Raw genomic sequence first — 19565 nt, forward strand, 5'->3', positions numbered from 1 at the left:
CTAGCGGGGGTCGGCGCATCAGTCTTTTCCCGGTCGTGGATCCGATCGTCGGAAACACCCCCAACGGAGACCACTTCCGACGGAGATTCATCCCAAACGAACACCACCCCGCCGGCGCAGTCCCTGTGCCCGGATCCCACGCCCATCACGGCTTCGACGGGTTTAAACGCCGGCTGGGGCAAATCCCGGTGAGACAGGCTTCGCCTGTTTCACTGACCCGTAGGAGCGTTCCTGCGTACTACGGAGGTGAAAAATGGCAGACACAATAGAGGAGGCAGTTTCTCGCGCACTCGAGGAGGCACCCGAGCGGAACTTCCGCGAAACGGTGGACCTCGCGATCAATCTGCGCGATCTAGACCTCAACGATCCGTCGAATCGCGTCGACGAGTCGATCGTGCTGCCGGCTGGAACGGGACAGGAGACGCAGATCATCGTCTTCGCGGAGGGCGAAACCGCCGTCCGCGCCGAGGAGGTTGCCGACGAGGTTCTCGACGGCGAGGACCTCGAGGACCTCGGCGACGACGATGACGCCGCAAAGGACCTCGCCGATGAAACGGACTTCTTCATCGCCGAGGCAAGCCTGATGCAGGACATCGGTCGGTACCTCGGTACCGTCCTCGGTCCGCGCGGCAAGATGCCGACTCCACTCCAGCCGGACGACGACGTCGTCGAAACGGTTAACAGAATGAAAAACACGGTGCAGCTGCGTTCGGGTGACCGACGCACCTTCCACACCCGCGTGGGTGCGGAGGACATGGGCGCCGAGGAGATCGCGGACAACGTCGACGTCATCATCCGTCGTCTCGAGGCCGACCTCGAGAAGGGTCCGCTCAACATCGACGGGATCTTCGTCAAGACGACGATGGGTCCCGCCGAGGAGGTGCCCGTATGAGCTCCGCACGACGAACCGAAACCATCCCCGAGTGGAAAAAGGAGGAGGTCGACGAGCTCGTCGAGTTCATCGACTCCTTCGCCTCGGTCGGGGTCGTCGGCGTGGCCGGCATCCCGAGCCGCCAGCTGCAGCTGATGCGGCGCGAGCTCCACGGCTCCGCGGACCTGCGGATGAGCCGGAACACGCTCGTCGTCCGCGCGCTCGAGGAAGTCGACGACGGCGTCGAGCAGCTCGTCGGCGACGTCAGCGGCCAGGTCGCGCTCGTCGGGACGAACGACAACCCCTTCGGGCTCTACAAGCAGCTCGAGGCCTCGAAGACGCCGGCGCCGATCAACGCCGGCGAGGTCGCCCCGAACGACATCGTCATCCCCGAGGGTGACACCGGGGTCGACCCGGGACCGTTCGTCGGCGAACTCCAGACGGTCGGCGCCGCCGCCCGGATCCAGGAGGGCTCGATCCAGGTCACCGAGGACTCGACCGTGCTCGAGGAGGGTGAGGTTGTCTCGGATGACCTCGCGAACGTCCTCACCGAGCTCGGCATCGAGCCCAAGGAGGTCGGACTCGACCTGAAGTCCGTCTACTCCGAGGGCGTGCTCTTCGAGCCCGAGGAACTCGCGATCGACGTCGAGGAATACCAGGCGGACATCGAGTCCGCCGCCGCCGCCGCGCGCAACCTCTCGGTCAACGCCAACTACCCGACGGCTCGCACCGCCGGCACCCTTCTCGCGAAGGCGTCCGGCGAGGCCAAGTCCGTCGCGCTGCACGCCGAAATCGAGAGCCCGGACGTCGTGCCCGACCTGATCGGGAAGGCCGACGCCCAGCTGCGCGCGCTCGCGGCGCAGATCGACGACGAGGAGGCGCTCCCCGAGGAGCTGCAGGGCGTCGATGCCCAGGCAGCCACGGCGGACGCCGATGCGGACGAGGAGGAACAGGCTGACGAAGGATCGGACGCCGAGGAGACGCCCGAAGATGCTGCCGACGCCGACGCCGATGAAGACGACGGCGACGACGGCGACGCGGGCGACGGTCTCGGCGCGATGTTCGGATAACACACGGAGATTACACCAATGGAATACGTTTACGCTGCGCTCATCCTGAACGAGACGGGCGAAGAGATCAACGAAGACAACATCACGTCGGTGCTCGACGCTGCAGGCGTCGACGTCGAGGAGTCCCGCGTCAAGGCCCTCGTCGCCGCCCTCGAGGACGTCGACATCGAGGACGCCATCGAGACGGCCGCCGCCGCGCCGGCAGCCGGTGCCGCCGCAGGTGGGTCCGCCGATGCCGGCGGGGACGCCGACGAGAGCGAGGACGAGGCCGAGGACGAGGCCGAGGACGCCGACGAGGCTGACGAGGACGACGAGGAAGACGGCGACGGCGGCGAAGGCCTCGGCGAGCTGTTCGGCTAACGCTCCGTATCCGGAGTTCGCGCCCCCACGGGCGCCCGACCACCAGCTCGTTCCTCACGAGACACTTTTTATGCGACGACGCGATGGAGAGCGACGGCGATCCGCAGGGCGGACGAGACGGAGGGCCTCATCGGTCTCCCGAACGGCCGACCTCGTCCGTGTTCCCATCGGGCGAAAAGCGACGAGAAGGCCCGGTGGAAGTGGACCTCCGAACGACCCGTCTCGCGCTACTCCGGCGGTTTCCAGGAGCCGTCAAGAACGACCGTACACTGCTCGATCATCCGATCGGTGAATTCCGGCGTGACGCGTCCCTGTGGACCCGCTACTGCACGGTGTTTGACGGTTCCGATGACCCACGGGGAGCAGTACGATGTTTTCTCGGGATTTCGCCCCGTGATCCACGCATCTTCGACTTCGTAATTCCCTGGAAGATCGCTCGTCGTGAGTACAGCACACACGTATTCCTCGCCAGGGTACGGTAACTGCTCTGCAACCAGAACCAGCCAGAGTCTGGGATTCGAGCCCCGTCTGAATGGATCGGGGGCCCAGAAGACATCCCCCTTGCGATAGGCTTCACTCACGGTGTTCACGCGGATCTTCCGCGTACTCCTGCCACTCGTCGTATTCGAACGACGTCTCTTCGTGGCTCGCCGCGACGGTACCCGCGTGTGCAGTCGCTGCGTCGATACTCTCAACGTGGTCGCTAATCCGCCAGTACCGTCCTCTGTGATCGACCCGTCCACGTTCTCGAAGCCGAACGAGCGTCGGTCCGATGGATCCACGCTTGACATCGGTCGCTTCTGCGATTTCGGTCTGAGTGAACGCCTGATCGGCGTGTGCTTCGAGGAACGAGAGGACTTCATCCGCGTTCGTTCCGGGCGTCGGATCGTCTCCGTCGTCATCGATCTCCTCGAAGCGATCCGCGTTGATCGGCATATGTACTATGTTGTATCGAATGTACTAAAGGCTTCTCTACAGTTTGCTCATCGCTGGGTGGACGCCTTCCGAGGAGTTCCGGGGCTAACGAGTCACTGACGGGTGAGATATACGCCCGGAACACCACCGGGCGAGAAGCTACTTGTGGGCTCGCCGGAAGCGTCCCGACGTCGCCCTCAGAGGACGTACTCGTCGGCGGTGATCTGCGTGTAGTTCCCGCGAAGCTGCCGCTTGGTCCATTTATACCGCAACAGCAGCTTCGTCGCGCCCCAGCCGGCGGAGTAGGTCCGCTTCAGGAGGTCGCCGCCGGTCTCGGCCGCGAGCATCACGTCGGCGGTCTCGATCACGCGGTCCCAGTCGGCGGGGCCGTACTCGCTCACCATCTCGGCCATCGCCACGCTGCGCAACACCTCGTCCCCGATCGCCTCCTTCCAGCGGCGGTTGTAGGACGCCAGCTCGCCGGTCGCGGCCAGCTCGCCGGCGATCGATCCGGTCCGGACCGCGACGTGGTCGCCGCCCTCGTGGAACGCGGAGGTGGTGCCCATCGCCCCGCCGGCGACGGCGATCCCCGCGTCGGTGGGCGAGTCGATCGGCTTCGTCGAGGAGATCGCATACGTCTCGGTGCCGTTCCGCTTGCCGGCGTCCTCGACGACCGGGAAATCCTCGAGGTCGTACTCGTCGCCGTACTGCCACTCGAGGAGCCGCTCGATGTAGGTGGCGCCGTTCGGGATGGTGTCGTCCTCGGGGTGCAACAGCTCGTACGACTCGCGGTCCGCGACGTCGTCGATCTCGAGCCCGATCGGCATCGTGAGGCCGACCCGGCAGACCCGGTCCTGGTTGGGAAACACCCACGGATAGGCGGTCTCGCCGGGCATCACGCCCCACCAGAAGACGATGGCGTCCCGGACCTCCTCGTAGAGCTCCTCGGGGAATCGCCGATATTCCTGATAGGCGATGTGGTTGGCCTCCCGCGAGGCGATCCGTTCGGACGCCTTCGAGCCGTCCGGGAGGTATCGATCGAGCACCTTGTTGGTGACCGTCCGCTGGGGCCCGTCCGCCAGCACGAGGGCGTCGGCGCCGACGGTCTCGCCGTCCGCGAGCTGGAGGACGTGCCGCGGATCGTCGTCGCGGTCCGGATCGATCGATGGATCGGTCTCGACGTCACGGACCGACGCCTGCACGCGGTAACGCGCGCCCGCGTCCTCGGCGCGCTCCCGGAGGAAGTCGTCGAACCGTGCCCGGTGGAAGGTGTAGCCGAAGGCGTCGTAGGAGGAGTCGATCCCGGTGTGATAGAGCGTACACCCCGTGTTCGGGCCGCGGAACTCCGCCCGGTCGAGCTCGTTCTGTACGACCCCCTCCGGGAACTCGTCGGGATGGATGCCCATAATGTCCACCCAGTAGTCGAGGATGCCGGCGGCGTCCGTCGAATCGGGACCGATATCCTCCCGGTCGGCGCGCGGGACGCCCTTCTCGAACACGATCGCGTCGGCTCCGGCGCTCGCGGCGGCGTGCGCCGCCGAGGATCCGGCGGGACCGCCGCCGACGATCGCAACGTCTACGCGTTCCATACTCGTGAGGGACGCGCTCGGGCTATTAAACCCACGGAGCCCGGATCGGTCGTAGCGGGGATCGGTCACAGGTGGTCCGGATATCGTCAACCCCGTCGCGTTCCCGGGACATCGGACCGAACCGCCGGGTTAAATGCCGGGAGACGAATACCGTTGGACAATGGTCACGATGCAGCTCGAGCGGGCCGAGATCGAGGAGATCCTTCGAACCACCGGGTCCGGGGTGTTGTCGCTGTGTGACGGCGCGGAGACCTACGCCGTGCCGGAATCGTTCGGCTACGACGGGGAGCGACTGTACTTCCAGCTCGTCCACGACGAGGACAGCCGGAAGATGGCGTTCATCGAGACGACGGGAACCGCGACGGTCACCGTCTACAGCGAGTCGCCCGCCGAGAGCGTCGTCGTCCGTGGCTCGATCGAGCCCGTTCCCGACGCCGACCACGCGGTCGCGATGAACGCGATCGCAGAGAACGCCGCCATTCCCACGCTGAACGTCTCTCCGACCGCTGCGCTCGACGATCTCGCGATCGACCTGTACCAGATTCGGCCCGAGAGCGTGTCCGGTCGAGCTTTCGGCGACCGACACAGGGCCACCGAGGGCGACTATCGGCTCACCCTGAGTGACGGGCAGGCGTCACCCTGACGGGACCGGCAGCCCCGCCTTCACGGTACGCTGTGAGCTTGCGTCGATCAACCGTCGACCGGAACGGCCGCACCGCTCGTCACGCTCGTGGCGTCCGAACAGAGCGCACACATCACGCGGGCGACCTCGACCGGATCGACCCACTCTTCGGAGGGCGTCATCATCTCGCGGTTCGTCGGCGTGTCGAGCACGCTCGGTAGCACGGCGTTGGCCCGAACGACGCCACGATTCTCCGCGGCGATCGTCTCGGTGAGCAGCCGAACGCCGGCCTTGCTGGCCCGGTAGATCCCGTCACCCTCGCCGCCCTCCAGGCTGGATCGGGCGGAGACGGAGACGATCGATCCCTCGGTCTCCCGGAGGTGCGGGATCGCGTGTTTCGAGACGAGGAACATCGTCTTCAGGTTCACGTCGAGGAGGAACTCGAAGACGTCCTGCCCGGTCTCGTGAATCGGGGTGCCCCCTCGCCAGGTGCCGGCAACGTTCAGCACGTGGTCGATCCGACCGTAGTCGGCGACGATCGACTCGACCGTCGCGGCGACTTCGTCCTCCTCCGTGCAGTCGGTTCGGTAGAACCGATCGATCGCGTCGGGGTCAACGAGGGCGTCCTCGTGGTCCGGTGCGCGGCGGTTGACCGCGACGACGTCGGCCCCGGCCTCGTCGAACGTCTCGGCCGCAGCGCTGCCGAGCGCCCCGGACGCGCCGGTCACCAGCGTCACGTCGTCCTCGAAGTCGAACTCGACGTCCATACAGTGTGGTATGTCCACACGACACTTCAACGACGGGGTGCTCGTCGGTTCGGTATGGTCAGCGTGGCGGGTGTGGTCGTCGTGGTCGGCTCAGCCTGCGTGGTCGGCGGTATGTATGGCGTCGGCGGCGTGGATCGCGTCGGCGGCGTCACGCCTCGGTCTCGAGCTCGCCGTCCCAGTCCCGATAGCCGCCGGCCATACTCGCGATGCAGGCGTCGTCGGCGACCGCCTCGAAGCTGCTGATGAGCTTGGCCGCCTGGATCGACGACTGTCCGATGGGACAGGCGACCACGATCTCCTCGCCCCACTCGTACTCGTCGATGCGGCTCGGGAGGTCGCTCATCGGGATGTTGATCGCGCCCGGGATGTGCCCGCGTGCGAACTGGCCCGGCTGGCGGATGTCGACGATCTGTACGTCCTCGTCGTCGAGCTTCGCCTCGACGTCCTCCGTGGTGATTTCCTCGACCATACACCCACGTGGGATCCTCACGCCCTAACCCGTTTCGGACGCTCTAACCCGTTTCGGGGACGATCGCGACCGTCTCCCGTCGAAAGCCGTCGTCGTCCCCCTCCCAGCGCCAGGAGCCGACGAAGGGCTGCCCGTCGAGCGCGCAGATGACGTACGACCGGCCGGACCAGGTGGCGTCCGCAGCGTCCGTCCTGCTGGGGTGTGGCGGCCCGGTCGGGTGTGAGTGGTAGAACCCGACCACATCGTCCCCGGCCGCCTCGATCGACTCGAGGATCGTGAACTGCTCCTCGGGATCGATCAGATAGCGGGTGCGGGGCGTCTCGGCGGCGTTGCTCGCGCGGTGAGTGCTCGTGACGACGTGTCGATCGTCGTCCGCCTCGATGCGACCCGCGAGGACGCCGCAGACCTCGACGGGATCGGTCGCCTCGCAACCCTCGAACGCGTGCGTCACGATCTCGTCGTAGGCCCCGCGCGTGAACTCGATCATCCCGACCCGGATCTGGGTGGCGACAGGTATATGCTTCGCGGCGGAGAGGACTCAGCAACCGCGCCCGAGGAGGGGCGTCACAGCACCGATGAAGGTATCCGTCCGCTCACACACGCTCGAGATCGACGCGACACACGTCGCGGAACCCGCCGCCGAGATCCGCGACCGGATCCACGCCTACGAGCGCGGGGACCGCCGTACGTTCGATCTGACCGTGACGATGCCGGACGGACTGACCGGCGACGTGATGGCCGCGATGGCCGAGATCCCCTTCGGCGAGACGCGAACGTACGGGGAGATCGCGTCGAGGGTCGGATCCGCCCCCGTCGCGGTCGGCGGGGCCTGCGGACGGAATCCCGTTCCGATCGTCGTCCCCTGTCACCGCGTGGTCAGGAGCGACGGGAGCCTCGGCGGCTACTCCGCGGCCGGCGGCGTCGCGACGAAGCGGCGGCTCCTCGAGTTCGAGTCACGGCAGACGGGGGACGGCACCGTCCAGACGCGCCTTCCAACCGACTGATACGGGGTGGTCGGATCCGAAACTCAGTCGTCGCCGAGGATGCCGCGATGGGTCATCCGCTCGGGGTCGAGCACCTCGTCGGCCTCGTCCTCGGTGAGGTAGTCCTCTTCGATGGCGACCTCGCGGACGGTCTTGTCCTCGGCGAGCGCCCGTTTGGCGACCTTCGAGGCCTTGTCGTAGCCGATCGCCGGGTTGAGCGCCGTCGCCAGCGCCATCGAGCGGTCGACCTGCTCGGCGCAGTACTCCTCGTTGGCTTCGAGTTTGGCGACGAACTTCTCGCCGAACGCCTCGGCGGCGTTGGCAAGCAGCGCGGCGGACTCGAGGAAGCTGTGCGCCAGGACCGGCTTGTAGAGGTTCAGATCGATCTCGCCGCGGGCGGCGCCGGCGCTGATCGTCGCGTCGTTGCCGACCACGCGCTTGTGGACCTGGTTGACCGACTCGGCGACGACCGGGTTGATCTTGCCGGGCATAATCGACGACCCGGGCTGGTTCTCGGGCTGTTCGATCTCACCGAGGCCGTTGCGCGGGCCGGAGGCCAGCAGGCGCAGGTCGTTGGCGATCTTGTTCATCGAGCCCGCAACGGTCCGAAGGGCGCCGTGTGCTTCGGCCATCGCGTCGTGGGCCGCCTGCGCCTCGAAGTGGTTGTCGGCCTCGCGGAAGGTCGTGTTCGTCTCCTCGGAGATGTACTCGGCCGCGAGCTCCGGGAACTCGGGGTGGGTATTGAGACCGGTCCCGACCGCGGTGCCGCCGAGCGCGAGCTCGCGGAGGTGCAGCCGGACGTCGCCGACGCGCTTGATGCCCTTCTCGACCTGGGTCCGGTAGCCGCCGAACTCCTGACCGAGCCGGATCGGGGTCGCGTCCTGGAGGTGGGTCCGACCCGTCTTGACGACGCCGTCGAACTCGGTTTCGGCGTCCTCGAGGGCCGTTCGGAGGGTCTCAAGCCCGGGGATGAGGTCCTTCTCGACCGCCTCGAGGGCGGCGACGTGCATCGCCGTCGGGATCACGTCGTTGCTCGACTGGCCGTAGTTGACGTGGTCGTTGGGGTGGACGACGCGATCGCCGATCTCCGCGCCGGCGATCTCGGCGGCCCGGTTGGCGATGACCTCGTTGGCGTTCATGTTCGAGGAGGTCCCCGAGCCGGTCTGAAACACGTCGACGGGGAACTGGTCGTCGTGCTCGCCGGCGATGACCTCGTCGGCGGCGTCGACGATCGCCGCGGCCGTCTCCTCCTCGAGCAGTCCGAGGTCACGGTTGGCCTGTGCCGCCGATTTCTTGACGATCCCGAGCGCGCGGATGAACCGCCGGCCGAAGGAGCTCCCCGAGATCGGGAAGTTCTCGACGGCACGCTGGGTCTGGGCGCCCCAGTAGGCGTCCGCCGGGACCTGCATCTCTCCGAGACTGTCCGATTCGATCCGATAATCGTCTCCCATACGCGCCCGTGGTCGGTCGAGCGTGTAAACCCTACTGAATCGCGCTTGGTCGCCTCGTGGCCGGAGTCTCCTCCGCCCCCGCCGAGATCACTCCCGGCGAGGGGCGCCCTGGCTGCGGTCACTCCTCAGCCGGCAACAGACCGGCGTCGCGGACCGCGTCGTCGAGGCTCCCGTCTCCGTGCTCGGCGTACGCGCCCGGAGTGTACGTCTGCAGCTCCATCGCGTGGATGTCCGTCGTCATGTGTTCCCCGAGCGCGTCGTAGACGCGCTGGTGCTGTTCGACCAGCGAGAGCCCCTCGAAGGCCGGCGAGACGATCGTCGCCGCGTAGTGGTCGTCCTCGTCCTCGTCGTTGTGGACGCGCGGTCGCGTCACGTTCGCGACGGCGTCGGGGATCTCCGTCTCTATCAGCTCCTCGATCGCATCCAGTTCCATACGCAGCGATGGCGCCGGCGTCCTAAAAGCGACGCGGGACGTCGAAGCCGGGGACGTGGGACGTCAAAGCCACCGGCGCGATCGAGGCGGCCGAGGGTTTTTGACCGATCTCGCCGTCGATCCGGTATGGAGATCGTCACCGAGGCCGACGTCGAAGCGGTCGAGGCCGTCCCCGGCGTCTTCCTCACTGCGGAGGCCGCGGGGGAGCAGACCAGCGTGCAGGGATTCACGGTCGAGCCGGGCGCCGAGATCCCCGAGCATCGCCACGACCACGAACAGGCCGGCGTGGTCACCGCCGGCACGTTGACGTTCCTGATCGACGGCGAGGAACGACCCGTCAGTGCGGGCGAGTCGTACGTGATCCCCGGCGACGAGCCGCACGCGGCGGTCAATCGCGGCGACGTGCCGGTGGAGGGCTACGACGTCTTCTCTCCCCCGCGTCTGGATCCGGACTGGATGCCAGAGTGACCAGTCGGAGTCGTGACCGATCGCGTGCCGATCGCGTGTCGATCCGCTACGGGTACCCAACGACGAGTCGCTACAGGTTCCCAACGACGAATATGTTCGGTGGGGTCCCCAGTCGATGGGAAGCAACCGCTCCCCCTATACAGATGGCGACGATAGGATCACCTGTTTATGAGCGATCGAACACGGAACGCAGGACGGAGCCTCGATCGGCGAACGTATCTCTCGGCGACTGCAGCGGCCGGCGCAACGCTGCTTGCGGGCTGTTCGGGCGGCGGAAACGGTGGCGGAAACGGAAACGGCGGCGGGAACGGCGGCGGCAACGGGAACGGTGGCGGCAATGGCGACGGTAACGGCGGAGGCGGCGACGAGTACCTCTCCGAGGAGCCGAACTACGACGGCTGGTTCGACGACGTGAGCAACTACGAGGGGCAGACGCTCGACCGTCGCGACGCCGACAGCGTCACGGTCGACGTCGGTTCCGGTGACGGGTTACAGTTCTCCCCGCCCGCGGTGGCCGTCTCGACCGGCACCACGGTCGTCTGGGAGTGGACGGGCCAGGGCGGCCAGCACAACGTTTCCGCCGACGACGGCTCCTTCGAGTCCGAACGGACCGACGAGGAGGGCCACACCTTCGAGTACACCTTCGAGAGCGCGGGAACGTATCCATACGTCTGCACGCCCCACGAGAGCGTCGGGATGAAGGGCGCGATCGTCGTCGAGTAACGCCCACAGCGACGACCGTCGATCCGACGCCGATCCGACGGATACATACTTACGACCCGGGGACGATCGGTTCGGATACGGGTCGTCACGGGAGCGAACCGGCGGCGACGCTCGAACACACGACAGGACGGCGGCGACGCTCGAACACACGACAGGACACGACACCGATGACACAAGCACGCCTCGTCGTCGAGATGCCCGATGGACCGTGGGTCGCGGACATCTCCCGCGCGCATCCCGACGCAACGTTTCAGGTACTCGCGGCGCTGCCGGGTGACGGACCGGGATTCGCGCTGGTGTGGGTCTCGGCGTCAGACCTCGACGACGTCCTCGAGGACATGCGCGACCACGCGGTGTTGACGGATATGTCCGTGATGCAGCGCACCGACACGGAGGCGACCGTGCAGTTCGAGACGACCGCGCCGATGCTGCTGGTCGCGGCCAAACGGTCGGGGATCCCGATCGAGATGCCCATCGAGATCCGGGACGGGGAGGCGACGATCGACGTCACCGGCGCACACGACCGGCTCTCCGAGTTGGGTCGACAGTTCCAGGAGCTGGAGATGGACTTCCGCGTCGAGTACATTCAGGAGCGACTCCAGCCCAGCCAGGTGCTTACGGAGACACAACAGCGACTCCTGTTGACCGCCGTCGAACTCGGGTACTACGATACGCCCCGGGAGTGTTCACTGACCGATCTGGCCGAGCACGTCGGGATCGCCAAATCGACCTGCAGCGAGACGCTCCACCGCGCCGAAGAGGAGATCATCAAACGCTTCATCGACGATCTCCCGCCCCGAGTGGACGCCGATCCCGAGATGGCCGGGGACGGGCCCGGGTCGAAAGGTCAGGGGACCGCTACCGGAACGGTCGACACACCGGAGTAGCCCGCGAGACTAGCCGTCGGACCGGCCAACACGGTTTTCACCGACGAGTTTCACCCTCGCCGGCGTCGTCGAGATCCTCGAGGTCCTCCTCGACGTAACTGTGCTCGTCGGCCGGGAACGATCCGTCCGTCACCGCATCGCGGTAGGCGGCGACGGCCCGGCGGGTCTCCGCGCCGACGTCGCCGAACTGCTCGGAGAAGGACGGCGACCAGTCGTTGAGCCCGAGTACGTCCGTTATCACGAGGACCTGCCCGTCACACTCGGGGCCGGCGCCGATCCCGATCGTCGGGATCTCGAGACGCTCGGTGATGGCCGCAGCGAGGTTCGCGGGGACGTGTTCGAGTACGAGCGCGAACGCGCCGGCCGCCTCGTGGGCCTCCGCCAGCTCGATGATCGACTCGGCAGCCTCGCGGTCGGTGCCCTGTCGGGCATACCCGAGTTCGTTGACGTGCTGGGGCGTCAAGCCGAGATGGCCCATCACCGGGATCCCGACATCGACGAGCGCCTCGGTCAGCGCGACCGTGTGGTCGCCGCTCTCGATCTTCACGGCGTCGGCACCCTCCTCCTTCAGGAGTCGTCCGGCGTTGTGGATCGACTCCGCTTCGTCGGCGCCGAACGAGAGGAACGGGAGGTCGGCGACGACCAGCGTCTCCTCCGTGGCGCGAGCGACCGCTCCGGTTCGGCTGGCGATGTCGTCCATCGTGACCGGGATCGTCGAGTCGTATCCGAGCACGGCGTTTCCCATACTGTCGCCCACGAGGATGACGTCGATGCCCGCGTCCTCGATGATCGACGCCGTGGGTGCGTCGTAGGCGGTCAACATCGTGATCGGCTCCTCGCCGGTCTGCTTCCGGAGCCCCCGCGTCGTGGTCATATCGGAGGATGCCACGGCCGCCGCTTAAATCGCTCGTGTCCGGCGAGCGAGGGACGTTCCTCAGGCCGAGCGCGTCCGGCGCGGCTGCGCTGCCCGGCGAGACGAGGACGTGGTCACCGGTCCGCCCACTCGATCATCCGTGCGTAGAAGGGGTCCGAGCCGAGCGCCTCGTGGTCACCGACCAGCACGAGCGCCTGCTTCGCCCGCGTGAGTGCGACGTTGATGCGGCGATGGTCCTCGAAGATCGGACCATCGAGATCGCCGGCGGCGACGAGCGAGACCACGATCACCGGCTTGCTGGAGCCCTGAAACCGGTCGACGGTGTCGACGGTCACGTCGGTCCGGCGCCCGATCTCGGCCACCTGCGCGCGGAACGGCGCGATGACGCCGATGTCGTCCGGATCGACGCCGGCATCGACGTACGCGTCGACGATCGCGGCGACGCGCTTTGCCTCACGAACGTTCCGGTTGCCCTCGCGGGTTCCATCGGGATCGATGAGGGTGACGTCGTCGCGAAGCTCCGGCGAGAGATCGTCCGGGTCGTCCACGAGGTCGGCCACCGACTGGGCCGCGACCGTGCCGGTCGCGGGGCGGAGCGCGCCGTCGTAGAACTCTCGAGAGGCGAACGCCTGGATCCGCTGGCTCATCCGGTACTGGCGGTCGAGCATCACGCTCGCCTCGGGATACGTCTCGACGAGCCGCTCGAACAGCGATCGCTGGAGGTCGTTCTCCGCCCGGACCACCGGCGGAAGCTGTTCGTGGTCGCCGACGAGGACGAACCGGTCGGCAAGCGAGATCGCCGCGAGGGTACTCGGCTCGGTGAGCTGTGAGGCCTCGTCGACGAGCGCCACGTCGAAGGACTGTTCGCGCAGCACGCGGGAGCCGCAGGCAGCGGTCGTAGCTGCGACGACGTCGGCTGACTCCAGTTCGCGCGCCCGATCGGTCGGATCGCCCCGTTCACGGAGGCGGACGTCCTGCATGTCCCCACGGACGCCGGTCTCGGTCCCGACGCGGACGATGTCCGCATCGAGTTCCTCGTCGTTCCCCGAACGCACCGCTTCGAGCGCGTTGTCGACCGCCCGGTTCGTGAACGCCGCGAGCAGCACCCGGTCGCCGTCGCCCACGAGCGCCTCGATCGCCCGGGCGATCGTGTACGTCTTTCCCGTCCCGGGTGGGCCGTGGATCAGCGCGAGGTCCTCGGCGGTGGTCGCCAGGTTCACGGCCGCGTTTTGCGCCTCGTTGTTCCCGCTCCAGTCGCGTTCAGGGCCCGAAAACGTCGGATCGCGCCGGTCGAACAGCACGTCCTTGCGCCGTTCGTCGCCCTTCAGGATCGCGTCGTGGACCGCGGTGAGCATCCGGTCGACGGAGATCTCCGAGGGATAGACGTCGAGTCGCCGGAGGGGGACCGGCTCGTCGGTCTCGACGACCACCGTCTCACCGATCGACCGAATCCGTCCGAGTTCGGCGTCGCCGGCGACCGGGTCCCCGTCGGAGGCAAGCGCGATATCGCCCTCTCGGAGCTTCGAGACGGCGTCTCCGGGCTTTCGCGCTTCGAGCCGCCAGCGGCCCCCATCAAGTTCGACCTCGTCGACGGGATCGAGGTCGATCAGCGCCCGATCGTCGTCGGCCCGCTCCGCCGGTGACTGCTCCCAGAGTTTCCGGTACTCCGCGTGCGTCTCGCGCCGTTCGGCCTCGATCGCGCGGTAGAAGCGGTCGACGTACTCGCGCTCCTCGGTCGGCAGCGGAGCGCCGATCGTTCCGGCCTTCGACTCCTGGTCCAGCCGGCCGGAGACGACCATACAGGTGTCCTGTTCGAAACAGTACTGGCAGGTCGCGTCCGCCTCGTAGCCGGTCGGGATCCCGGGCTGATCGCCGGTCCCGTTAAGTGCGTGCCACTCCATCGCGGCGAGCTCGTTGCGGGTTCGAACCACGAACTCGAGCAGCCCGTCGCCGATTGAGAACTCCTTGGCCGGCGAGAGGTCGCCGGTGGCCTCGCTCCGGTCGAGGGCGGTGTTCTTCGTGTACAACAGCGTGCCGGTGTCGGGCTGCTCGCCGTGTTCGGCGAGCAGCAGCGCGTAGCAGGCCGCCTGGATCTTGTCCTGGAACCGGGGATCGCGGTTCGTGTTCTTGCCGGTCTTCAGCTCGACCGGCATCCCGCGCCGGAGCGCGTCTGCACGCCCCTTCAGTCCGTACGTCGGGGAGATCAACGTGTACTCCGAGCGCCAGTCATCGCCGTCGGTTAAGGTCCCCTGCGCCAGCCAGCCGTCGATCGCGGCGGCGTTGCGCCGAACCTCCTCGACGACCTCTGTGGCGTCGTACCCGAGGATCCCGAGTTCGAGGCCGGCCTCCGCGACGCGGTCGGCGATCGATTCCTCGAGGTCGACCCCGCGAAGGAGATCGCCGAAGACCTCGTGGACGATCGTCCCCTTGACCACCGGATAGTTCAGCGGGATCCCCGAGAGCTTGTTGAGGTAGTACATCCGGGGACACTGGATCCACGACCGGATCCCGGTCACGTCGACGAGGAAGTCGGGCTCGAGCACTACGGCAGAGTCACCGGTCGTGGAGTAGGTCGTCTCCCCCCGGTACTCGTCCGCCTCGGCGTCGGTGACGAGCAGCTCCATTCCGATCTCGGCGTGCTCTGCCGTCTCCGTCCACGATCCCCACAGCGTGACCGAAACAGGGTCAGCAGCGCCGTCCTCGGGGCGGATCGTCACCGAACAGCAGTCGCGATCGCCGTACTGGGTCGAGACTGTTCGGACGTCACCGACGTCGACGATCGGCCCCCGAAGGTTCACGCACACGTGTGGGAGATGGGCGCGAAAAACGCTGTCGGTCGGGATGATCCGATCACGATGAGCGATCCCACCGACGCCTATTTCCGGGGCACGACCATACGGGCGGGCGGAGTTCTCCCGATGGACGCACTCGGCCTGACGCTCGTGGTGTCCGTGCTGTTGCGGCTCGTGGGCGTCGGGCTGTCGATCGTGTTGTTGTACCACGTTCGCGACCGTCGGTTCGCGTTCCTCACGCTGTTGCTGTCGCTGATGGCCGTCAGGCAGCTGTTCACGCTCACCGGCTCCCCCTCGGGTCTTGCCGAGATCCCCGGGTTGCTCGTGAGCGTGCTCGTGCTCGTCGTCATCTACTACCTCCACGGCTACGTTCGTGAGGAACAGGCCACGAAGGCCGAGCTCACCGAGACGAATCGGACCCTCCGGGCGAGCCGGAGTCGGCTCGCAGCGACGGTATCCGCCTCGCCCGAGGACGTGGTGGTCTTCGACGACGAGGGCCGGTGCGTCGAAGTCATCTCCGGAAACGACGAGGACGTCACTCCGGATCTCGTCGGTCGATCGGTCACGGACCTGTTTCCGTCGGAGCCGGCCGAGCGAATGCTCAAGGCGATCGAGACGACGCGACGGACCGGCTCGGTCGAACGGCTCGAGTACACGACCGACCGAGACGGGACACAACGGTGGTACGACGTGCGGACCGCTCGCGTGGACGATCCCGACTCGTCCGCGGCGGCGGAGGGCCGGGTACTGGCGAGCCGTCGCGAGATAACCGAGCGGAAGGAGCGCGAACGCGACCGTCGTCGGTTTCGCCGCGCCGTCGACGCCGCGGGGGCGGCGGTGTACATCACCGACCGGGATGCCACGATCACGTACGTCAACCCGGCCTTCGAGGAGATCACCGGGTACACCGCCGAGGAGACGATCGGTCGGACGCCACGGCTGCTCTCCTCGGGAGCCCACGACGACGAGTACTACGAGCGGCTCTGGGAGACGATCGAGTCGGGCCGGACGTGGCGTGAGGAGATCACGAACGAACGGAAATCGGGGGAGCGATACCACGCGAGCCAGACGATCGCGCCGGTGTTCGACGAGGACGGCGAGATCCTCGAGTACGTCGCCATCCAGGTCGAGGTGACCGACCGGAAGCTCCGGGAGAGACAGCTCGCGGTCCTCGACCGAATGCTCCGGCACAACCTCCGCAACGATCTGAGCCTCGTCCTCGGCCACGCGGAGACGCTCGAGGACGCCACCGAGGGTGACCTCCGGGAGAGCGCGAGGCTCATCCAGGAGACCGGAACGGGATTGCTTGAGAAGGCCGAAACCGAGCGGCGCGTCGTCCAACTCATCACCGAGAACCCGACCCCACGCCCGCTCGACGTCCGGCCGATGGTCGACGCCGCCGTCGAGTCCGTCCGCACCATGGGCCCGGCGGCGACGATCGAGGTCGAGGCGCCCGAGTCGGTCTCCGCGGTCACCCTTCCGGCCCTCGAGACGGCTCTCGAGGAGGTGATCGAAAACGCGATCATCCACGGGGACGCGGAGCCACGCGTGTGGGTGACCGTCGAGACGGCCGACGAGACCGTGACCGTCCGGATCGCCGACGACGGGCCGGGGATCCCCGAACAGGAGCGGGCGATCCTGACGGAGACGCAGGACATCGACGCCCTCAACCACGGCTCGGGGATCGGACTCTGGTACGTGTACTGGGTGACGAAGCTGTCGGGTGGCCGGCTCTTCTTCGAGGATCGATCCCCCCGCGGCAGCGTCGTCGTCATCACGCTCGATCGGGCGGATCGATAGGACGCACGCAGGGTCGACGGGACGCACGGAGGAGCGACGGAAACGGGAACGAGGGGCGGCGCAGCGATCCCGGGCATCGACACGCTAATGCGGCGCAAGCGGCAACGGTGTCGCATGCGCGTTCGCGACTGGCAGGACATCTTACAGGAGGTGACCGAGGAGTCGACCGACCCCGATGGATGGCGCGCGGTCGCCGGCAGCCGCCGCGACGGCGTCGGCGAGGACCTGTTCATCGGCCACCCGAGCGTCGGCGTCTACCAGCTCAAGACGTACGCGAAGAACCCACGGGAGCTTCGCGGCGTCGGCACCCGGGTCGCGCGCCGAGTCGATGACGGTCTCGATCCGCTGTTGCCCGCCGAGGGCGCCGCCGGACGCTTCGCGGTCCGAACGCCGCCCGAGGACGAGGACCACGCCGAGGAGATGGCGACCCGCCTCGAGGAGACGCTGAAGGTCCACGCCGAGGCACCCACGGAGCCGGATCACCTCTTCGAGGACGTGATGGACGCGATGGATGCGCCAGCGTTCGGCCCGATGGACTACGAGTTCGACGGTCGTCCCGACGAGCTCGACGAGCTGACCGACGAGTTCGAGGAGGCCGAACGGCTGCTGTCGGCGGAGCTCGACGAGCTCATCGAGGCGGACGACGTCGGTCGCGGCTTCCACTGACGGATCTCGGGGAGCTCCACCGACGGATCCACGCCGTCCGCTGGGTGAGGCGTGGATTTCCAGGAACGTTTTACCTGCTCGGCGGAAAGAGCCGATATGCTCGACGTCGCCTTACACACCGGCAGCGAACACCCCGACCTGTGGTGGGTCGTCGTCCCGACGCTGCTCGCGTTCCTCGTGGGAGCCGGGATCAGCCGCTGTGGGGACCACGTTCGATCGACGTTCGGTTTCCTCGACGATCCCGCCGAATAACGGGGTGTGATGGAGTTTTCCGGACGAACTCCCGCTCGTCGTGAGCGACGGCGTTCGTCGATGTCGGCGTGACCCAGGAGCGCCCACTGTGGGCGAACCCACGTTTTAGGCCGCACGAAAATTATTTATTATTTGATGGGTTTGAAGTGGGTGGAGACCCATACTACACTCGTGATGAACACCCAACGGACCGTTCGGCAGGAAGCGGGCACCGTCGAGGAGAACGCGCTCAGACTCGAGACGGCCAAGGCCGAACAGATCGTCGACGCGCTGAACGCCGATCTCGCGAACGCGTACGTCCTCTACCACCAACTGCACAAACACCACTGGAACGTCGAGGGGGCGGAGTTCCTCGACATCCACGTGTTCCTCCAGGAGGTTTACGAGGACGTCGAGGACGCAGCCGACGGTCTCGCGGAGCGGCTCCAGGCGCTCGGCGGCGTCCCGCACGCGAGTATGACGACGCTTGCGGACCACGCGACCGTCGAAACCGAGGACGAGGACGTCTACGACGTTCGGACGTCACTTGCGAACGACCTCGAGATGATGGGCGACATCATCGAGAGCTACCGTGAACACGTCGAGCTGACCGAGAACCTCGGCGACTATGCGACCGCCGAGATGCTGCGTGAACAGCTCGAGACGCTCGAGGAACACGCCCACCACATCGAGCACTACCTCGAGGACGACACTCTCGTCGTCGAGTCCGCGACGAAGTAGGCCGTCGGAAGAACGCACCCGAAAGAACGTATCCGGAAGAAGGACGCGACTGCACGAACGTTACCGCACGGGCGTTACCGGATCTCGAGGCTGCGTTCGTCGGTCCGCCCCGGGAGTTCGATCTCGATCTCGAGTTCCGGGTCGTCGACGCCCTCGTACTCGACCTCCAGCTGGACCGGCTCTCCGAACGCGAACGGGAGCTCCCAGTCGTCGCCCAGTATCGTCACTTCGTCGTCGTCGCGAAGCCGTTCACCCAACGCGATCAGGACCTCGCCAGCCGCCGCAGCGTCGAGCCGGAAGGTGTCCTCGAAGTTCCGTCCCGGCCGGATCGTCGATCGCTGGTCGGCGTCCGCCATCTACCGGGTCACCTCGACCGCCCCGTCGATCGCGATCCAGCCGTCGCTGTTCCCCGATTCGGCGAACACCGTCGTTCCGGGGGCACCCTCACAGACGGATAGCTCCGGTCGCTCCCCGGCGGATGGTTCGACGGCGTCGTCCGCCTCCGACCGCGTACCGGTTGGCATATCCTATTTAGGGAGACCTAAAATAAAACGGTTCTGATCCACTCGGGGTCGGGATCGGTGACGGTTTGACATCCTCCCCGCCCTGAAGGGGCGGGGATTCCTCGCGCTGGGGGTCTCGGCTCATGCCGAACCCCCACGGAGGCAACTTTCTCCTACGCCGACCGTAGGATACTCTGGTCTGTGCGCGCTTCTTTGGAACTTTCGTGAGAGTGTGGTAACTCCGACCAGTGGTGGTCGTCCCACTCGAATCGCACGGGCCGTGCCATCGGCCGTGGTACGTCTGTCTGCCGTCTCAGGAACGTCTCCGACGCCGTGAGGTCCGCGTGCCC

23 protein-coding genes and 1 pseudogene are annotated in these 19565 nt (G+C 67.0%); 12 read left to right on the top strand and 12 right to left on the bottom strand.

Translation table 11 applies throughout. The features are described 5' to 3' along the window. Nucleotides 1–253: 253 nt before the first annotated feature. Genes OQF70_RS12350 through rpl12p form a run of 3 tightly spaced genes read left to right on the top strand, consistent with a single transcriptional unit; the run spans nt 254 to nt 2301 of the window. A complete protein-coding gene (locus OQF70_RS12350) occupies nt 254–892 on the top strand; it encodes a 50S ribosomal protein L1 (RefSeq protein ID WP_280537927.1) in 639 nt (212 codons plus the stop codon). Then, on the top strand, nt 889–1941 hold the full coding sequence (locus OQF70_RS12355; protein WP_280537928.1) for a 50S ribosomal protein L10: 1053 nt from the start codon (nt 889–891) through the stop codon (nt 1939–1941). Before OQF70_RS12350 ends, OQF70_RS12355 begins: the two co-directional genes overlap by 4 nt. Before the next feature lie 18 nt (nt 1942–1959). After that, nucleotides 1960–2301: a 50S ribosomal protein P1 gene (gene rpl12p, locus OQF70_RS12360; protein ID WP_280537929.1), complete on the top strand. Its 342-nt coding sequence runs from the start codon at nt 1960–1962 to the stop codon at nt 2299–2301. A 573-nt stretch (nt 2302–2874) separates the two neighbouring features. Here rpl12p and OQF70_RS12365 read toward each other — a convergent pair. Both OQF70_RS12365 and OQF70_RS12370 read right to left on the bottom strand, forming a co-directional pair. Next, the gene (locus OQF70_RS12365; RefSeq protein WP_280537930.1) at nt 2875–3237 is read right to left on the bottom strand and encodes a MarR family transcriptional regulator; all 363 of its coding nucleotides are present in this window, start codon (nt 3235–3237) and stop codon (nt 2875–2877) included. Nucleotides 3238–3413: 176 nt separating this feature from the next. After that, entirely contained in the window at nt 3414–4805 is a 1392-nt protein-coding gene (locus OQF70_RS12370; protein ID WP_280537932.1) for an NAD(P)/FAD-dependent oxidoreductase, read from the bottom strand. 160 nt (nt 4806–4965) lie between these two features. Here OQF70_RS12370 and OQF70_RS12375 point away from each other — a divergent pair, with 160 nt between their 5' ends. Further along, complete coding sequence (locus OQF70_RS12375; protein WP_280537933.1) at nt 4966–5448, top strand: pyridoxamine 5'-phosphate oxidase family protein; 483 nt, start codon at nt 4966–4968, stop codon at nt 5446–5448. A gap of 47 nt (nt 5449–5495) precedes the next feature. On the opposite strand, the gene OQF70_RS12380 is transcribed toward OQF70_RS12375, so the two are convergent. The 3 genes from OQF70_RS12380 to OQF70_RS12390 all read right to left on the bottom strand — a co-directional run bounded on the left by OQF70_RS12380 (nt 5496) and on the right by OQF70_RS12390 (nt 7150). Further along, a complete protein-coding gene (locus tag OQF70_RS12380; protein WP_280537935.1) occupies nt 5496–6194 on the bottom strand; it encodes an SDR family oxidoreductase in 699 nt (232 codons plus the stop codon). Nucleotides 6195–6342: 148 nt separating this feature from the next. Further along, nucleotides 6343–6663: a rhodanese-like domain-containing protein gene (locus tag OQF70_RS12385; protein WP_092817961.1), complete on the bottom strand. Its 321-nt coding sequence runs from the start codon at nt 6661–6663 to the stop codon at nt 6343–6345. A gap of 43 nt (nt 6664–6706) precedes the next feature. After that, nucleotides 6707–7150, bottom strand: a complete 444-nt coding sequence (locus tag OQF70_RS12390) for a desampylase (RefSeq protein WP_280537936.1) — start codon at nt 7148–7150, stop codon at nt 6707–6709. Between the two features lie 88 nt (nt 7151–7238). On the opposite strand from OQF70_RS12390, the gene OQF70_RS12395 reads away from it, so the two are divergent. Then, nucleotides 7239–7667 carry a methylated-DNA--[protein]-cysteine S-methyltransferase gene (locus OQF70_RS12395; protein WP_280537937.1) on the top strand — a complete coding sequence of 143 codons (429 nt, stop codon included), beginning with the start codon at nt 7239–7241 and terminating at the stop codon, nt 7665–7667. A 23-nt stretch (nt 7668–7690) separates the two neighbouring features. Here the strand turns inward: OQF70_RS12395 and OQF70_RS12400 are convergent, their stop codons facing one another. Beyond that, on the bottom strand, nt 7691–9097 hold the full coding sequence (locus OQF70_RS12400; protein ID WP_280537938.1) for a class II fumarate hydratase: 1407 nt from the start codon (nt 9095–9097) through the stop codon (nt 7691–7693). A 118-nt stretch (nt 9098–9215) separates the two neighbouring features. After that, nucleotides 9216–9536 (bottom strand): BolA/IbaG family iron-sulfur metabolism protein, encoded by a 321-nt coding sequence (locus tag OQF70_RS12405; RefSeq protein ID WP_280537950.1) that lies wholly within the window; start codon nt 9534–9536, stop codon nt 9216–9218. Between the two features lie 120 nt (nt 9537–9656). On the opposite strand from OQF70_RS12405, the gene OQF70_RS12410 reads away from it, so the two are divergent. The 3 genes from OQF70_RS12410 (at nt 9657) to OQF70_RS12420 (ending at nt 11608) form a co-directional block, all read left to right on the top strand. Further along, on the top strand, nt 9657–9998 hold the full coding sequence (locus tag OQF70_RS12410) for a cupin domain-containing protein (protein WP_280537939.1): 342 nt from the start codon (nt 9657–9659) through the stop codon (nt 9996–9998). A 168-nt stretch (nt 9999–10166) separates the two neighbouring features. Further along, on the top strand, nt 10167–10721 hold the full coding sequence (locus OQF70_RS12415; RefSeq protein ID WP_280537940.1) for a halocyanin domain-containing protein: 555 nt from the start codon (nt 10167–10169) through the stop codon (nt 10719–10721). A 167-nt stretch (nt 10722–10888) separates the two neighbouring features. Continuing rightward, nucleotides 10889–11608 (top strand): helix-turn-helix domain-containing protein, encoded by a 720-nt coding sequence (locus OQF70_RS12420; protein WP_280537941.1) that lies wholly within the window; start codon nt 10889–10891, stop codon nt 11606–11608. A gap of 37 nt (nt 11609–11645) precedes the next feature. Here the strand turns inward: OQF70_RS12420 and panB are convergent, their stop codons facing one another. Both panB and OQF70_RS12430 read right to left on the bottom strand, forming a co-directional pair. Then, entirely contained in the window at nt 11646–12482 is an 837-nt protein-coding gene (gene panB, locus OQF70_RS12425; protein ID WP_280537942.1) for a 3-methyl-2-oxobutanoate hydroxymethyltransferase, read from the bottom strand. 113 nt (nt 12483–12595) lie between these two features. Next, the gene (locus OQF70_RS12430; RefSeq protein WP_280537943.1) at nt 12596–15280 is read right to left on the bottom strand and encodes an AAA domain-containing protein; all 2685 of its coding nucleotides are present in this window, start codon (nt 15278–15280) and stop codon (nt 12596–12598) included. Nucleotides 15281–15337: 57 nt separating this feature from the next. On the opposite strand from OQF70_RS12430, the gene OQF70_RS12435 reads away from it, so the two are divergent. From OQF70_RS12435 to dpsA, 4 genes are all read left to right on the top strand, one after another. Beyond that, nucleotides 15338–17074 (top strand): PAS domain S-box protein, encoded by a 1737-nt coding sequence (locus OQF70_RS12435; protein WP_280537944.1) that lies wholly within the window; start codon nt 15338–15340, stop codon nt 17072–17074. Between the two features lie 114 nt (nt 17075–17188). Then, nucleotides 17189–17740: a hypothetical protein gene (locus OQF70_RS12440; RefSeq protein WP_280537945.1), complete on the top strand. Its 552-nt coding sequence runs from the start codon at nt 17189–17191 to the stop codon at nt 17738–17740. Nucleotides 17741–17836: 96 nt separating this feature from the next. Then, nucleotides 17837–17992, top strand: coding sequence for a hypothetical protein (locus tag OQF70_RS12445; protein WP_280537946.1), 156 nt, complete (start codon nt 17837–17839; stop codon nt 17990–17992). A gap of 174 nt (nt 17993–18166) precedes the next feature. Beyond that, on the top strand, nt 18167–18712 hold the full coding sequence (dpsA, locus tag OQF70_RS12450) for a DNA starvation/stationary phase protection protein DpsA (protein WP_280537951.1): 546 nt from the start codon (nt 18167–18169) through the stop codon (nt 18710–18712). 74 nt (nt 18713–18786) lie between these two features. Here the strand turns inward: dpsA and OQF70_RS12455 are convergent, their stop codons facing one another. From OQF70_RS12455 to OQF70_RS12465, 3 genes and pseudogenes are all read right to left on the bottom strand, one after another. Continuing rightward, nucleotides 18787–19068, bottom strand: coding sequence for an amphi-Trp domain-containing protein (locus OQF70_RS12455; RefSeq protein ID WP_280537947.1), 282 nt, complete (start codon nt 19066–19068; stop codon nt 18787–18789). Further along, a complete protein-coding gene (locus OQF70_RS12460) occupies nt 19069–19236 on the bottom strand; it encodes a hypothetical protein (protein ID WP_280537948.1) in 168 nt (55 codons plus the stop codon). Between the two features lie 152 nt (nt 19237–19388). Continuing rightward, nucleotides 19389–19565 (bottom strand): annotated as a pseudogene (locus OQF70_RS12465) (IS200/IS605 family transposon protein TnpB); the annotation flags it as partial.

This window comes from Halopenitus sp. POP-27 (genome assembly GCF_029889855.1).
Classification (GTDB): Archaea; Halobacteriota; Halobacteria; order Halobacteriales; family Haloferacaceae; genus Halopenitus; species Halopenitus malekzadehii.